This window comes from Paraburkholderia sp. SIMBA_054 (genome assembly GCF_046534875.1).
Classification (GTDB): domain Bacteria; phylum Pseudomonadota; class Gammaproteobacteria; order Burkholderiales; family Burkholderiaceae; genus Paraburkholderia; species Paraburkholderia hospita.
Window position 1 is genome coordinate 1 of sequence record NZ_JAWRXV010001008.1, and the last position, 262, is coordinate 262.

General features: G+C 63.4%; 1 pseudogene. It reads right to left on the reverse strand.

Going from position 1 to position 262, the window contains the following annotated elements:
• Nucleotides 1–174 (reverse strand): annotated as a pseudogene (locus SB822_RS58180) (alpha,alpha-trehalose-phosphate synthase); the annotation flags it as partial.
• Between the last annotated feature and the right edge of the window lie 88 nt (nucleotides 175–262).

Genomic DNA, 262 nt, shown 5'->3' on the forward strand with positions numbered 1-262 from the left:
CTGCTTCTCGATTACCGGCGCCGACGGTTCGCTCACCGTCTCGCCGCTCCAGCCGAACCAGACTCCGCCGGTTTCCTTCAACGCGTCCAGCACGCCGATCGCCAGGCCACCCGCTGCGGGCCGGCCCTCCTGGGTCGGCGCGACACGATTCGATACCACGATCAGTCTGCTCATTGGTGCTCCACCTAGTTCAGTTGTTTCGTTGCATGCGGACATGTGCGGCAGGATTGCACGCAAGTCGCGTGCCGTTTCGGTGCAAATG